This window comes from Bradyrhizobium sp. AZCC 2262 (assembly GCF_036924535.1).
Lineage (GTDB): Bacteria > Pseudomonadota > Alphaproteobacteria > Rhizobiales > Xanthobacteraceae > Bradyrhizobium.
Map to the genome: position 1 here is coordinate 4,769,265 of NZ_JAZHRT010000001.1, position 13,270 is coordinate 4,782,534.

Consider the following 13,270-nt stretch of genomic DNA (forward strand, 5'->3'; position numbering starts at 1 on the left):
GATTTAAGTGGTGGGCACGGCGCAAGAGCGCCTTTGCCCACCCTACGAATTTCCGGCCGGCCGGTGCGCGCGCAGGAACGAACGGATCTGGCGCACCGCGAGCGGCACGCGCTCTTTCGGCTCCTTCCACGGAAATAGACTGACTTCCGCATTCGGCGCCAGCATCGCGCTTTCCATGGCGACCGCGTAAGGATGCGCCGGGATATCATCGGGCAGGATCAACACCGGCGTCTGGCACTGGCGGACGAAATCACGGGTCACGGTGAAGACGAAATCCGGATTGGTGCGATACATTCGCGTCAGGAATTTCTCAGCCTGCTCCATCGTGATGTCGGGCCGGCGTTTTGTCAGTTCCGGCGCCCAGCCCTTCATGTTGTTGTCGTAGAACCAGTCGCGCATGTCCGGACGCGATCCCGAAGGCATCGCCAGCACGCCCGCGACGACACGATCCGGCGCACGCTTGATCAGATTCCAGATCAGGGGACCGCCGATGCAAAAACCCAGCACCATGAATTTATCGATGCCGAGGTGATCCATCAGCGCGAGCTGGTCGTCGGTGTGGGAATCCCAGGGACGGTCGATCTCGAGCGGGCCTGACGACTGGCCGGGCGGGGCATTCCGCAGGTCGAAGGCGATGCAGCGATATTCGTTGCCGAACTCCTTCATCGCGTTGAAGGGCGGATAATCGCCGGTGATCCCTGATATGTTCGAGTTCAATCCGCCACCGGCGATCAGGAGCAGCGGGAAGCCGGAGCCGGCTTCCTCATAATGGATACGAACGGCGTCCTTTTCGAAAAAGCTCATGGCGGCTTCCCCCTGCCCGATCCGTTACGCCAACACGCCAACGCACGTCACGTATTGGCGGGCTCGCCGATCTTGTCCTGCGTCTTTGTATCGAAATCGCTCGCCTCGTGCCGCTCGTGCAACTGGCTCGCCGGATCGCCCGAGATACGGTTGACCATGCGCCCGCGCTTTACCGCCGGGCGTTTTGCGATCGCGTCAGTCCAGCGCTGCACGTTCTTGTATTCGTGCACCGACAGGAATTCGCCGGCGCCATAGACCAGGCCCTTGGCCAGCGCGCCGTACCACGGCCAGGTCGCCATGTCGGCGATCGTGTACTCGCTGCCGGCGAGATATTCATTGTCGGCGAGACGGCGGTCGAGCACGTCGAGTTGACGCTTCACCTCCATGGCGTAGCGGTCGATGGCGTATTCGATCTTGGTCGGCGCGTAGGCGTAGAAATGGCCAAAGCCGCCGCCGAGAAACGGCGCGCTGCCCATCTGCCAGAACAGCCATGACAGGCATTCCGCCCGCGCCTGGCCGCTGGACGGCAGAAAGGCTCCGAACTTTTCGGCAAGATGCACCAGGATCGCACCGGATTCGAACAGCCGGATTGGCGTCGGCCCACTGCGGTCCATCAGCGCGGGGATTTTCGAATTCGGATTGACCGCGACAAAGCCGCTGCCGAACTGGTTGCCGTCGATCCTGATCAGCCACGCATCGTATTCCGCGCCGCTGTGGCCAGCGGCCAGAAGCTCCTCGAACATCACGGTGACCTTGACGCCGTTCGGCGTCGCCAGCGAATAGAGCTGGAATGGATGGCGGCCGACCGGCAGTTCGGCCTCATGCGTGGGCCCTGCGATCGGACGATTGATGCTGGCAAAGCGGCCGCCGCTTTCCTTGTTCCAGGTCCAGACTTTCGGAGGGACGTAAGCGGTGGGGTCGGTGACGGTGTCGTTCATTCGTTTTGGCTCCAGGCTTCTTTCGGCCGTGTGATGGTGGCGATCTGCCGCGCGGCGGAAATAACAATATTGCGTCTGGTATACCTTGGGGCTGCCGCCGCCAACCGCAAGGTGCAGCATGGCGATGCCCAACAATTCCCGTGGCGGTCCGCGCCGGGTCCATGTTACGGTTTCGGATCGGCACCGCAAGATAAACAAAAATGCGGGCCCATCAGGGGAGGAATGCACCATGCTGCAAGGCAAGTGGTTGACCGCGTTCTTTGGGATTGTGCTCGCGATCGCCTGTGGCGGTCACGCTTGGGCGCAAGGGACCATCAAGGTCGCCTACACCGATCCGCTTTCAGGACCTTTCGCGCAAGTCGGCGATGCCAACCTGAAGCAGATGCAGTACATCATCGATTACATCAATTCGAAGGGCGGCGCGCTCGGCAAGAAGTTCGAACTGGTTCCGTTCGACAACAAGTCGCAGCCGTCGGACGCGCTGATCGCGCTCAAGAGTGCGACCGACCAGAACATGCCCTTCATCATGCAGTGCAGCGGCTCCAACATCGCCGCCGCCCTGATCGACGGCGTCAACAAGCACAACGACCGCAACCCGGATAACCGCATCATCTATCTGAATTGCGGCGCGGTGGCCACCGAGCTTACCAACGAGCAGTGCAGCTTCTGGCACTTCCGCTTCGACCTGCACGTCGGCATGAAGGCCGAGGTGATGGTTCGCTCGCTGCCCAAGGAAGTAAAGAAGGTCTATCTGATCAACCAGGACTACCTGTTCGGCCAGTCGGTGCAGCGCGAGGTGAAGAATTATCTCGCCAAGCTGCGGCCAGACGTTCAGGTCGTCGGTGACGAGTTGATCCCGCTCGGCAAGGTCAAGGACTTCTCGCCGTATATCACCAAGATCAATGCCTCGGGCGCGCAGGCGCTGCTCACCGGCAACTGGGGCCCGGACATGAACCTGCTGATCAAGGCCGGCGTCGATGCCGGCGCCGATCTGCGCTACTACACCTTCTATGCCCATCTGGCCGGCGGTCCGACCGCGATCGGCGTCGGCGGCGACAACCGCGTGCTGGCCGTGATGTCCTTTGGCGAAAACGTGGCGCCGGAAATCGGCAACAAGGAGGCTGAGGCGTTCGCGCAGGGCTTCCGCGACAAGCACAAGTTCGACTTCTCCGCGGCCGGCTTCCGCACCATCTTCGAATATCTGCAAGGCGCGGTGAACAAGGCGGGCTCGGTCGACCCGACCAAGATCGCACTGGCGATGGAGGACCTCACGGTCAAGGACTTCCTCGGCTTTGATACCAGGATGCGCAAGGAAGACCACCAGATCATCAGCGAGTATTTTGTCGGCACCTTCAAGAAGGGCGTGAAGTACGATGCCGAAGGCACCGGCCTCGGCTGGGCCACGTCGGCGACCATCCTCGCCAAGGATGTCGACCAGCCCAATACCTGCAAGATGAAGCGCCCAAGCGCCTCCTGACCAACATAACAGTCGCCTGCTCTCTCAAACGGGAAGCAGGCGTCGCGCTCTGCGGTGGTCCGGTGCCATGGAAGTCTTTGTCGTCTCCCTTCTGAATGGCCTCGTCTACGGCATGCTGTTGTTCATGCTGGCGAGCGGGCTCACACTCATTCTCAGCATGATGGGCGTGCTCAACTTCGCCCATGCCAGCGCCTACATGCTGGGTGCCTATTTCGCCTACACCATCAGCGTCTATATCGGCTTCTGGCCGGCCTTGATCATCGCTCCGCTGCTCTGCGGGCTGATTGGCGCGGCCATCGAGATGTGGGGGCTGCGGCGCGTTCATCGCAACGGCCACATCGCCGAACTGCTGTTCACGTTCGGCCTTGCCCTGATCATCGAAAAGGTCGTGCAGATGTCCTGGGGTCTGCTGCCGGTGCCCTACCGGGTGCCGGAGTTGCTCGACTTCCCGCTGTTCAAAATCTACGGCACGCAATTCCCCGCCTATCGTGCCTTCATGCTGGCGATCTCGGCGCTGATGTTCGGTGCGATCTGGCTCGGTCTGACCCGCACCCGCGTCGGTCTGGTGATCCAGGCCGCGCTGACCCATCCCGACATGGCGTCGGCGCTCGGCCACAACGTGCCGCGCATTTTTACGCTGGTGTTCGCCGCCGGCACCGCACTGGCCGGCCTCGCCGGTGTGATCGGCGGCAATTACCAGGTCACGGAGCCCGCGATGGCCTTTACCATGGGCCCGATCGTGTTCGTCGTGGTGGTGTTCGGCGGGCTCGGCTCGCTGACCGGCTGCTTCATCGCCTCGATCCTGATGGGGCTGATCCAGACCTTTGCCGTGGTGTTCGACGTTTCGCTGGCTGACCTCCTGGCAAAATTCGGCTTCACGGTGACGTCGAGTACGCCTTTTGCGGAAGTCCTCAACGTCACCTTGCCGCGGGTCGGCGCGCTGCTGCCGTTCCTGATGCTGGTGCTGATCCTGGTGTTCCGGCCACGCGGGCTGATGGGGACGCGCGATACATGAACATGCTGCGCCGCCATTGGCCCTGGTTGCTGGCCCTCGTCATCCTGCTGGCGTTCCCGTTCCTGTTCTACGACTGGAGCAAGGGCCGCCATTCCGGCTTCGTGCTGACGCTGATGAGCGAGATCGGCGTGATGGCGATCTTCGCGCTGTCCTACAACATGCTGATGGGCCAGGCCGGCCTGCTCTCGTTCGGACATGCCGTGCTGCTCGGGATGGGCGCCTATTGCGCGGCGCACGTGGTCCTCCTCGTGAAGGCCGGCTCATTCTGGCTGCCGACCGAACTGGTGCCGCTGGCGGGCGGGCTTGGCGGGTTGTTCTTCGGCTATGTCTTCGGGTGGCTGGTGACCAAGCAGCGCGCCACCGCGTTTGCGATGATCACGATGGGGCTCGGCGAACTGGTCTCGGCTGCGGCGCTGATGTTCATGGGCTTCTTCGGCGGCGAAGGCGGCATCCCCATCGATCGCGTGATGGACACCAGCCTGGTCGGCGTCAGATACACCTCGCCCTGGCAGGTCTACTGCCTGGTGCTGGTCTGGGCCTTTATTGCCGCGGCCCTGATGCGGCTGCAGACCCAGACGCCGCTTGGCAGCATTGCCAACGCCACCCGCGACAATTTCGAGCGCGCCCAGTTTGTCGGCTACGATCCACGCGTGGTACGGCTCTACCAGTTCGCTCTCTCCGGCTTCTTCGCCGGCATCGCCGGCGGACTGTACGTGCTGATCTACGAAATCGTCACCTTCGACACGGTGTCCGCGGCCAAGTCAGCGAATGCGCTGCTCGCCGTCTATATCGGCGGCGCCGGCGGGTTCTTTGGACCGATCCTCGGCACCATCGTGGTGGTGCTGCTGCAGAGCGGGGTCAGCCTGCTCAGCAACGCCTGGCTGCTCTATGTCGGCGTGCTCTTCATCGTGATGGTGATGTACGCGCCGGGTGGACTGATCGGGCTGATCTTCATGCACATGCCGATCTGGCGCGCCGGGCGCCTGCGCGAACTGGCGCTGCCTTATGCGCGGGCGTTTCCGGCCGCACTGCTGGTCTTGCTCGGCTTCGTGTTTATGGTTGAACTCGCGTCCTTCACGACCATCGGCGCGGCGCAGGGCAAGAACTTCTCAATCGGCGGGCATCTCATTGACACCACGGCCCCGCTGCCATGGGTGATCGCGCTAGCCGCCCTTGTCCTGGGTGGGCTGTGGCTGCGCCACGAGGCACGCAGTTTCCGCGAGCGCTGGGACGCGCTGATGGAAGGCGTCAAGATCCAGGATGGCGTCAAGATGAAGGGCGTAAAGGTGCAGGAGGCAATGTCGTGAGCGCGGATGTCGCAGGCGTGCCCGCCGTCGAACTGCGCGACGTGTGCAAAAAGTTCGGCGCCACCGAAATCATCCGCGGCGTCAATCTCAGCATTCCCCGCGGCGAGCGCCATGCCATCATCGGCCCCAACGGCGCCGGCAAGACCACGCTGTTCAACCTGATCTCGGGGCGCTTCCCGATCAGCTCCGGTTCGATCACGGTCAACGGTCAATCCACCGCCAATCTGGCGCCGCAGGAGATCAACCGGCTGGGTCTTTCGCGCAGCTTTCAGATCACGTCGATCTTTCCGCGCATGAGCGTGTTCGAGAACATCCGCTGCGGGCTGTTGTGGTCGCAGGGATACCGCTACTCGTTCTGGCACCTGCTCGGGCGACAGAAGGAACTGAACGCTGCCGCCGACCAATTGCTCGAGCGGCTAAAGCTTTCGAACCGGCGAAACCTTCAGGCCGGCCTGCTGTCCTATGCCGAGCAGCGCGCGCTGGAAATCGGCATCACCATCGCAGGCGGCGCCGAGACCATCCTGCTCGATGAGCCGACCGCCGGCATGAGCCACAGTGAGACCGACGCTGCGGTCGCGCTGATCCGCTCGGTGTCGGAAGGCAAGACGCTGATCATGGTCGAGCATGACATGAGCGTGGTGTTCGGCCTCGCCGACCGCATCACCGTGCTGGTCTACGGCGAAGTGATTGCTTCCGACGCACCGGCCGCCATCCGCGGCAACGCCGCCGTGCAGGAAGCCTATCTCGGAGCGGTGGCGGCATGATGCTCGAGGTCCGCGATCTCCATGCCTTCTACGGCAAGAGCCACATCCTGCAAGGCGTCGATCTCAGGGTCGATCAGGGCGAGATCGTCAGCCTGCTCGGCCGCAACGGGGTCGGCCGCTCGACCGCCTGCAAAACCATCATGGGGCTGGTGCCGCCGGTCGGCAAGATCGGCTTCAAGGGCAGCCCGATCGCTGGATTGCGGCCCGACCAGATCGCCCATCTCGGCATCGGCTATGTGCCGGAGGATCGCCAGGTGTTTCCCGGCCTGACCGTGAAGCAGAATCTCGAACTCGGGCTGAAGCGGGCCGGCGTGGTCGGCCGCTGGAAATTCGAGGACGTGTTTGCGCTGTTTCCAAATCTCGAAGCGCGTCAGGACAATCCGGCCGGCGTGCTCTCGGGCGGCGAGCAGCAGATGCTCACGATGTGCCGAACGTTAATGGGCGACCCGGATCTGGTCATCATCGACGAGCCGACCGAGGGGCTTGCGCCCAAACTGGTCGAACAGGTCGGCACCCTCCTGGACGAAATCGCCAAGCGCGGCACGGCGATCCTGCTGGTGGAGCAGAAACTCACCATCGCGCTGAAAATCTCCCGCCGTCTCTACGTGATGGGCCACGGCCGTATCGTGTTCGAGGGAACGCCCAGCGAGCTTGCCGCCAATGCCGGCGTGCGCAAGGAGTGGCTGGAGGTTTAGGGAGCTCCACCGCAATTTGTAGGGCGGGCAAAGGCGCGTGAGCGCCGTGCCCACCCTCAAGCACTCCACTCGTGATGGTGGGCACGCTTCGCTTTGCCCACCCTACGACTCGCGCCTGGCGCGATCAAGCGCGCGACAACCGACAACTCGGAGCAATGCCTTTGTGGCTGGCGCGGCGCGGATAGGCCATATTGGATCGGTCACCACAACGAGACCATCCGAATGCTTGCCTCACAGCGCGCCTTGTTCGATATCCCATCTCATATCTGCTACCTGAATGCGGCTTCCTACAGCCCGCTGCCGCTAAAAACTCAGGAAGCCGGCCGCGCCGCCGTTGGGCGCAAGGGCAGGCCCTGGACGCTCCCGGTCGCCTTTGCGAACGAGCAGCACGAACGTGCGCGGGCTGCTGCTGCCCGCTTGATCAATGCCGAATCTTCCGATGTCGCGCTGATCCCCGCGATCAGTTACGGCGTCGCGACGGTGGCAAAACTCTTGACGATCGGCCGCAGCACGCGCGTCCTCGTTCTGGAGAACGATCACTCCTCTCCGGTACTGGAATGGCAAACGCGGGCCGGGGCGCAAGGCTTTACCGTCGAGACGATCAAGCAGCCGGACGATGGCGACTGGACATCGGCGGTGCTCGCAGCGATCGAACAACCAGGCGCCCCGCCAGTCAGCCTGGCTTCGATCTCATCGGTACACTGGTCGGACGGCGGGCTTATCGATGTCGACAAAGTGGGCGCGGCGCTGAAACAGCGGGGCGCGGCCTTCCTGATCGACGCGACACAGAGCGCCGGCGTGCTGGCAATGGACGTAAAGCGCCTCGACCCCGATTTCGTGATCTTCCCGACCTACAAATGGCTGCTCGGGCCTTACGGCCGCGCCTTTCTCTATGTCGCCCGACGTCATCAGAATGGGATCCCACTCGAACAGACTTCGGCCGGGCGCCGCAATGTGCGCGCCGAGAACGCGGTGTATTTCACCGACGTCAATTACGTCGGCGATGCCCGTCGCTACGACATGGGCGAGCGCGATCATTTCATCTCGATGGAGATGGCCTCGATCGGCATGGAGATGGTGGCCGACTGGGGCGCACCAGCCATTATGCAACGCCTCACGATGCTGACGGAACGGATCGCGGCGGGCGTGCGCGGCATCGGCGTCCGCGTGCCGGAGCCTCATCTGCGCGCGCCGCATATATTGAGCCTCGCCTTCAAGGGCGGGATGCCGGCGGGCCTCGTCGAGGGACTGGCAAGCGAAGGCGTCTACATCGCACCGCGCCTGGGGCGGATGCGCATCTCGCCTCACGTGTACAATGACGAGGCTGATGTCGATCGGTTCGTTGAGGTGTTGACGCGGCTGCTGCGGGGCTGACATGTAGGGGGGCAGAGGCGCACTTGCGCCGTGCCCACCATTCGAATGTTCGTACGGAATATGGTGGGCACGTTGCGCTTTGTCCATCCTACAAAGCTCGATTAACTCCAACCGTCACCCTGAGGCGCGAGCGTAGCGAGCCTCGAAGGGTGATTGGCGGTGGTGCAAGCGGCTCATCCTTCGAGGCGCGCAAGAGCGCGCACCTCAGGATGACGCAGCACGTTTCTGAACAGGCTCGGCCCGCTCCAACACAAAGCCCTCATAGCCCTTGGCCGCGACGTCGTTGCAGATCTGCCGGTAAGGGCCGACGCCGCCGATATAAGGCATGAATATCCGGGGCTTGCCGGGGACGTTGGCGCCCATGTACCAGGAATTGGCCTGCGGGTAGAGCGTGGTGGAGGCGACCTCGTTGACGTGCGCGACCCATTTGTCTTCGGCGTCGGTGGCGGCTTCCATCGTGTCGAGGCCACGATCGCGCATATAGGCCATGCAGTCGGTGATCCAGTCGACGTGCTGCTCGATCGAGACGATCATGTTCGACAGCACCGACGGGCTGCCGGGGCCGGTGATGACAAAGAGATTGGGAAAGCCTGAACTCATCAGGCCGAGATAGGTGCGCGGACCTGCAGCCCATTTCTGGTTCAGTGTCTCGCCACCGCGCCCGCGAATATCGATTTTTGCTACCGACCCGGTCATGGCGTCAAAACCGGTCGCCAGCACCAGCGCATCGACTTCGTAATCCTTAGCCCCCGTGCGCACGGCATTCTCCGTGATCTCCTCGATCGGGTTGGATTTGATGTCGACCAGCGTCACGTTGGCGCGGTTGAACGTCGCGAAATACTCCGTGTCGATGCAGATGCGCTTGGACCCGATCGGATGATTGTTCGGCTGCAGCAGTTTTGCGGTCTCCGGGTCCTTGACGATCTCGGCGATCTTTTCCCGGACGAAATTGGCCGCGGTGTCGTTGGCTTTTTTGTCCAGCGCGAGGTTGTTGTAGACCGACATGAAGGTGAGCCCGCCGCGGTTCCAGCGCGCCTCGTATTTCGAGTGGCGCTCGTTGTCGCCGTCGTCGAGCGCGCCGCGGTCGGGCATCTCGGTATAGATGCCGTTCTTCGCCACCTCGCGCGCAAAGCGCCTGATCTCGGGATAGTTGGCGCGGAATCTTTGCCGCTCTTCTTCCGTGAGCTGTGCATTGCGCGCCGGAATGGAGAAGTTCGCGGTGCGCTGGAACACCGTGAGATGGCTCGCCTGTTCGGCGATCACAGGCACCGACTGGATTCCCGACGATCCGGTGCCGATGACGCCGACGCGCTGGCCCTTGAAATCGACCTCTTCGTGCGGCCAGTGGCCGGTGTGGTAGACCTTGCCCTTGAACTTATCGAGGCCCCTGATGTCGGGCATCCGCGCGTTCGACAGGCAGCCGGTGGCAAGCACGACGAATTTTGCGGTGGCCGTCCTGCCGTCGGAAGTCGTGACCGACCACAGCGAGGTGGCCTCGTCGAACACAGCGCTGTCGACGCGGATGTTGAACTGGATATCGGGCCGCAGGTTAAAACGGTCGGCGACGTGGTTGGCGTATTTCAAAATCTCCGGCTGCGGCGCATAGCGCTCGCTCCAGTCCCATTCCTGCTGCAGCTCTTCGGAGAACGAATAGGAATACTGCATGCTCTCGACATCGCAACGCGCGCCGGGATAGCGGTTCCAGTACCAGGTGCCGCCGACGCCCGAGCCCTGCTCAAAAACCCGCGCCGTCATCCCCTGCCCGCGCAACCGGTGCAGCATGTACATGCCGGCAAAGCCTGCACCGACCACGACGACGTCGTAGCTCTCGGCGGATTTGGCGGCGGCGGATGGCATGGCGGACATGAATAAAGGCTCCCTGATATTCTCTTCGATTTGCCAAACAGCATTCCTTCCATAGCGCCAAAGCGCAAGACGCAAATCGGCTGACTGGCCTTGCTTATTTTGCGAGGTGGAATGTGTGCTCCCCGGGACGGCCGTCCCGCTTGGCATGCATACCCCCGATGGGCTAGCGTTCGATCAACACACAAACCAACAATGAGCGGCTGGCCAGCGGCCGCCACAGGGAGCACCAACCATGAAATCGCCGATCTGCGACATGCTGGGAATTGAGTTTCCGCTGCTCGCCTTCAGCCATTGCCGTGACGTGGTCGCCGCCGTCAGCCGTGCCGGCGGCTTCGGCGTGCTGGGCGCGACCGCGCATTCGCCTGAGACCATCGAGCAGGAACTGAAGTGGATCGACGATCACACCGACGGCAAGCCCTACGGGCTCGACGTGCTGATCCCCGAAAACATTTCGACCGCGGGCGAAAAGGACGTCACCTGGAAGAGCCTGGAGGCGCGAATCTCGCCGCAGCATCGCGACTTCACCCGCAACCTCTTGAAGAAATACGGCGTCGAGCTGACGACGACCAACGTCGCCGACAACCAGCCGCAGCCGTTCGACGCGCAGCGCGCACTCGACGTGCTCGACGTCTCCTTCCGCCATCCGATCAAGCTGATCGCGAACGCGCTCGGCGTGCCACCGAAGGCGATGATCGACATGGGCAGGAAGCACGATGTCCCGGTCGCGGCGCTGGTCGGCTCGAAGGAACACGCGCTGCGGCAGGTCGCTGCCGGCGTCGATATTCTGGTCGCGCAGGGCACCGAGGCCGGCGGCCATTGCGGCGAGGTCTCGACCATGGTGCTGGTGCCCGAGGTGATCAAGGCGATCAAGCCGATCCGCGACGTGCCAGTGCTGGCCGCGGGCGGCATCATGACCGGGCGGCAGATGGCGGCCTGCATGGCGATGGGCGCCGCGGGCGCGTGGACCGGCTCGGTGTGGCTGGCGACGGTGGAATCCGAAACGACCGAGATTTTTCGCGAGAAGATGATCGCGGCCTCTTCACGCGATGCGGTGCGCTCCAAGGGCCGCACCGGAAAGCCGGCGCGGCAATTGCGTTCGGTGTGGACCGATGCATGGGACCGCGGGCCGGACAGCCCCGGCGCGCTGCCGATGCCGCTGCAAAGCATCATCAGCCGTGACGCCTTCAACTCGATCGACCGCGCGGCCGCCGCAGGGAATGCGCAGGCCCGCGACCTTGTGACTTACTTCGTCGGCCAGGGCGTCGGCCTGATCGACAGCGTGAAATCGGCCGGCGCCGTGGTGCAGGAATTCAAGGAGGATTTTGCCGATGCGGTGGAGCATATGAATATGCTGATGGAGGAATAGTATTCGTGGCCCATCCTTCGAGACGCCGCTTCGCGGCTCCTCAGGATGACGGTGTGCCCGTAGCCGTCACCCTGAGGTGCCGTAGCGCAGCGAAGGCCTCGAAGGGCGACGGCGTGTCAAATGCCTAGAAAGAGAACAAAGAAAAAATGTCCAACACCTCCCTCCCCGAAGATCGCATTCCCGTCATCGTCGGTGTCGGCGAGATCGCCGACCGCCCCAAGGACATTGCGGCCGGGCTCGAACCGATGGCGCTGCTCGAACAGGCCGTGCGGCGCGCGGAGGCGGATAGCGGGGCAAAACTGCTCGATGAACTCGGCTCGCTCGACGTCGTCAATTTCCTGAGCTGGCGCTACCGCGATCCCGAGAAGCAGCTTGCCGCGCGGCTCGGCGCGACACCCGCGCATTGCTATTATGGCCCGGTCGGCGGCGAGAGCCCGATCCGCTATATCCACGAAGCGGCAAAGCGCATCGCGCGTGGCGAATGCAGCGTGGCCGTGGTCTGCGGCGCGGAGGCGCAATCCACCGCAACCAAGGCCGAGCGCGGCGGCATCGCGCTGCCGTGGACGCCGTTCGCGCATGATATCGAGGAGCCGAAGCGCGGCGCGGCATTCCAGAAGCCGATGGCAGTGAAGCTCGGCGTGTTCCGCCCCATTACGGTCTACCCGCTTTATGAGTCCGCGACTTCGGCGCATTGGGGCCAGACCCCGCGCGAGGCACTCGCCGAATCCGGCGCGCTATGGTCGACCTATGCGCGCGTCGCTTCCGAGAATGAAAATTCATGGCTGAAGAAGCGCTTCACGTCCGATGAGATCACGACGCCTACACCTGAAAACCGGTTGATCGCGTGGCCTTATACAAAACTGATGGTGGCGAATCCGACCGTCAACATGGGCGGCGCGGTGCTGCTGACGTCGCTGGCGAAGGCCCGCGCGGCCGGCGTCCCCGAGGATCGCCTGATCTATCCGATCGGCGGCGCCTCGGCGGAAGAGCCGCGCGATTATCTCGTCCGCGACCAATTTTATGAAAGCCATCCGCAGAACGCAGTGTTGAAGGCAGTGATGGACCTTGTCGAGGGCGACGGCAAGAAATTCGACGCCATCGAGCTCTATAGCTGCTTCCCCTGCGTGCCCAAGATGGCGCGGCGGACGCTCGGCCTTGGACTCGATGTCCAGCCGACCGTCACCGGAGGCCTCACCTTCTTCGGCGCGCCGCTCAACACCTATATGACGCATGCGGCCGTCGCGATGGTGCGAAGCTTGCGTAAGCGCGGCAAGCTCGGCCTGCTCTACGGCCAGGGCGGTTTCGTCACCAAGCATCACGGCCTGGTGCTCTCACGCGAGACGCCGAAAGAGGCGCTCAAGCAGGACACCAGCGTACAGGCCGAGGCCGACCGCAACCGCCGCAAGGTGCCGGACTTCGTCACTGAGGCCGACGGCAAGGGCAAGATCGAGAGCTTTACCGTGATCTACAAGGGCAAGGGCGAGGTCGAGCACGGCGTGGTGATGATGCGCACCGGGGCCGACGCGCGGGCACTTGCCCGCATTCCCGCCAGTGACGCGGCGACGCTTGCGCATCTGCTCAATATGGACCGGACGCCGGTGGGAACGATCGGCGATGTCGTCTCGGCTGAGGACGGCGTGCTGGAGTGGCGGGCGGGGTAGCTA

General features: G+C 63.2%; 11 protein-coding genes. 8 read left to right on the top strand and 3 right to left on the bottom strand.

Annotated elements, in window-relative coordinates; translation table 11 throughout:
• Nucleotides 1-42 precede the first annotated feature (42 nt).
• Both V1283_RS22685 and yghU read right to left on the bottom strand, forming a co-directional pair.
• Entirely contained in the window at nt 43-804 is a 762-nt protein-coding gene (locus V1283_RS22685; RefSeq protein WP_334388685.1) for an alpha/beta fold hydrolase, read from the bottom strand.
• Between the two features lie 47 nt (nt 805-851).
• Entirely contained in the window at nt 852-1,742 is an 891-nt protein-coding gene (gene yghU, locus V1283_RS22690) for a glutathione-dependent disulfide-bond oxidoreductase (RefSeq protein ID WP_334388687.1), read from the bottom strand.
• A gap of 229 nt (nt 1,743-1,971) precedes the next feature.
• On the opposite strand from yghU, the gene V1283_RS22695 reads away from it, so the two are divergent.
• From V1283_RS22695 to V1283_RS22720, 6 genes are all read left to right on the top strand, one after another.
• Nucleotides 1,972-3,219, top strand: coding sequence for a branched-chain amino acid ABC transporter substrate-binding protein (locus V1283_RS22695; protein WP_334388688.1), 1,248 nt, complete (start codon nt 1,972-1,974; stop codon nt 3,217-3,219).
• A gap of 67 nt (nt 3,220-3,286) precedes the next feature.
• On the top strand, nt 3,287-4,234 hold the full coding sequence (locus V1283_RS22700) for a branched-chain amino acid ABC transporter permease (protein WP_334388689.1): 948 nt from the start codon (nt 3,287-3,289) through the stop codon (nt 4,232-4,234).
• Nucleotides 4,231-5,541: a branched-chain amino acid ABC transporter permease gene (locus V1283_RS22705; RefSeq protein WP_334388690.1), complete on the top strand. Its 1,311-nt coding sequence runs from the start codon at nt 4,231-4,233 to the stop codon at nt 5,539-5,541. The genes V1283_RS22700 and V1283_RS22705 overlap by 4 nt, the downstream gene beginning before the upstream one ends.
• Complete coding sequence (locus tag V1283_RS22710) at nt 5,538-6,305, top strand: ABC transporter ATP-binding protein (RefSeq protein ID WP_334388692.1); 768 nt, start codon at nt 5,538-5,540, stop codon at nt 6,303-6,305. Before V1283_RS22705 ends, V1283_RS22710 begins: the two co-directional genes overlap by 4 nt.
• Nucleotides 6,305-7,000, top strand: a complete 696-nt coding sequence (locus V1283_RS22715; RefSeq protein WP_334393144.1) for an ABC transporter ATP-binding protein — start codon at nt 6,305-6,307, stop codon at nt 6,998-7,000. Before V1283_RS22710 ends, V1283_RS22715 begins: the two co-directional genes overlap by 1 nt.
• Nucleotides 7,001-7,222: 222 nt before the next feature.
• Nucleotides 7,223-8,374: an aminotransferase class V-fold PLP-dependent enzyme gene (locus V1283_RS22720; protein ID WP_334388693.1), complete on the top strand. Its 1,152-nt coding sequence runs from the start codon at nt 7,223-7,225 to the stop codon at nt 8,372-8,374.
• Between the two features lie 204 nt (nt 8,375-8,578).
• Here V1283_RS22720 and V1283_RS22725 read toward each other — a convergent pair whose 3' ends face one another.
• Complete coding sequence (locus V1283_RS22725; RefSeq protein ID WP_334388695.1) at nt 8,579-10,240, bottom strand: flavin-containing monooxygenase; 1,662 nt, start codon at nt 10,238-10,240, stop codon at nt 8,579-8,581.
• 232 nt (nt 10,241-10,472) lie between these two features.
• Here V1283_RS22725 and V1283_RS22730 point away from each other — a divergent pair, with 232 nt between their 5' ends.
• Both V1283_RS22730 and V1283_RS22735 read left to right on the top strand, forming a co-directional pair.
• Nucleotides 10,473-11,606 carry a nitronate monooxygenase gene (locus V1283_RS22730; RefSeq protein ID WP_334388697.1) on the top strand — a complete coding sequence of 378 codons (1,134 nt, stop codon included), beginning with the start codon at nt 10,473-10,475 and terminating at the stop codon, nt 11,604-11,606.
• 146 nt (nt 11,607-11,752) lie between these two features.
• Nucleotides 11,753-13,267, top strand: a complete 1,515-nt coding sequence (locus V1283_RS22735) for an acetyl-CoA acetyltransferase (RefSeq protein ID WP_334388698.1) — start codon at nt 11,753-11,755, stop codon at nt 13,265-13,267.
• The last annotated feature ends 3 nt before the right edge of the window (nt 13,268-13,270 follow it).